The organism is Plasticicumulans sp. (assembly GCF_035331805.1).
In the GTDB taxonomy this organism is placed as follows: Bacteria; Pseudomonadota; Gammaproteobacteria; order Competibacterales; family Competibacteraceae; genus Plasticicumulans.
Window position 1 is genome coordinate 1 of the sequence record NZ_DAOLKE010000290.1, and the last position, 2,073, is coordinate 2,073.

Here is a 2,073-nt window from a genome sequence, read left to right on the forward strand (position 1 = left end):
GCCTCGATGGTCGCGTTCAGCGCCAGCAGGTTGGTCTGCTCGGCGATGTCGTTGATGACGCGGCTGACCTGACCGATGCGCGCGCTGCTGTCGGTGAGCTGCGCGACCGTCGCCGCCGCGGCGTCGACGGCGCGCGTCGCGGTGCCGACGACGCTGACCGCCTCGTGCAGGTTGCGGGAAATCTCGTGCACCGCGGTCTCCAGTTCGGAGGTCGAGCCGGCGACGGTCTGCAGGCTCTCGTCGACCTCGCGCACGGCGAGCGCCAGCCGCTCGGCACGCGCCGCGGTGTTCTCGGCCGCCTGCAGGCGCAGCATCTGCTGGCGGTCACGCTCGGCGGCCGCCTCGATCTCGGCGAAGGCCGAGCGCAGCGTTGCGACCGCAGCATTCAGGGCCTCGGCCATCTGGCCGACCTCGTCGTGTACGGTGATCTGCATGTGCGCGTCGAGGTCGCGCCGCGCCACGCACTGCGCGAAGCCGAGCACGGTGCCGATGCGCTGCAGGATGCCGCGGCTCAGCCAGTTCATCATGCCGAACATCAGCAGTGCGACGACGATGAAGCCGCCGATCATCAGCCAGCGTTCGTTGGCGAGCTGCGCGTCGACATCGGCCGTGTAATGACCGTTGCCGATCACCCAGCCCCAGGGAGCGAACAGCTTCGCGTAACTGACCTTGTGCTCCGGCGTCTCCCGGCCCGGACGTTTCCAGTCGTATTCGACGAAGCCGGCGTGCTCGATACCCTTGACTGAGCCGGCCACGGCCTTCTGGAATTCGACGTACATGTCGCGGCCCAGAGGGTCGATCTGGCCTTTGAAGGTCTTGCCTATCTGCGCCGGGTTTGCGCCCTGGATCACGTAGATGCCGTCGCGATCGTAGGCGAAGAAGTAAGCATCCTCGTGCATGAGCGAATTGATCGCGGTGGCTGCCTGTGCCTGGGCAGCGGCCCGATCCATGCGCCCCGCCTGCTCCTCTGCGTGGTAGTGCTCCAGGATGCCGGCCGTGAGTTCGACCCGCTCGTGCAGGAGTTCTTCGAACTGGTCATACAGGCCGGCACGGGTGTGCAGGTACATCGTGGTCATCAGCAGCGCCAGTGTTGCAAGCAGCACGACGGTGGCGAATTTGAACTGCGAGCGCAGGGGCAGCTGGGTCATGGCGTCATCCCGGTTGGCATCGGTGCGGCCCCGGTGGCGGGGGAGCGCGGCATTGTTCGGGCGGGGAGCGGCCGTCTCAAGCCGTCGTCCGTCAAACACTGGTCAAAGGTACGTTGGCTTATCGGCACGCCAGCCCGGGGCTTCAGCAGCGGAAGCGGCCGAGCAGCGTTGTCTGGTCCTGCGCGAGTTTTGAAAGCTCGGTGGCGGCCTGTGCGGTGCTGGCCGCACCGGCGTGCAGGCTGCCGACCGTATCGGCCATGCGCTGCGCGGCGGCGTTGATCTCGCTGCCGCCCTGCGCGGCGCTGCTGACGCTGCGGCCGATCTCGGCGGTGGTCACGCTCTGCTGCTCGACGGCGGTCGCGATCATCGTCGAGATGTCGTTGACCTCCTCGATCGTGCGGCGGATCGCGTCGATGGCGTTGACGACGTGCTGCGTGTCGCTCTGGATGGCCTCGATGCGTCGCTCGATGTCGCCGGTGGCCTGCGCGGTGCCGCGGGCCAGATCCTTGACCTCGCTGGCCACGACGGCGAAGCCCTTGCCGGCCTCGCCGGCGCGTGCGGCCTCGATCGTCGCGTTCAGCGCCAGCAGGTTGGTCTGCTCGGCGATGCCGGCGATCGTGCGGCTGACCGAGCCGATCTCCTGGCTGCTGGCGGCGAGCTGCGCGACCAGCTTCGAGGCGTGATCAGCCGCCCCGCCGGCGCCGGCGGCAATCTCGACCGCCCGGTGGACGTTGCGCGAGATTTCATTGACGGCCGAGTTCATCTCGTCGGTCGAGGTCGAGACGGTCTGCAGGTTCAGGTCGACGGCGTGCGCGGCCTCGCGCAGCCGGTCGGCGCCGCTGGCGGTGGCGGCGGCCAGCTCGTTGAGCTGGTGGCTCACGTCGGTGAAGTCGTGCGCCGAACGCCCGAGTGCGCCGGCGTTGCG

Annotated in this window: 2 protein-coding genes; both read right to left on the reverse strand. The window is 68.5% G+C overall.

Annotated features, from left to right (window positions below):
- Window positions 1–1,148, reverse strand: a 1,148-nt coding sequence (locus PKE44_RS15445) for a cache domain-containing protein (protein WP_324552850.1), incomplete at its 3' end; no start/stop codon positions are given.
- Between the two features lie 142 nt (window positions 1,149–1,290).
- On the reverse strand, window positions 1,291–2,073 hold a 783-nt coding region (locus PKE44_RS15450), incomplete at its 5' end, for a methyl-accepting chemotaxis protein (protein ID WP_324552853.1).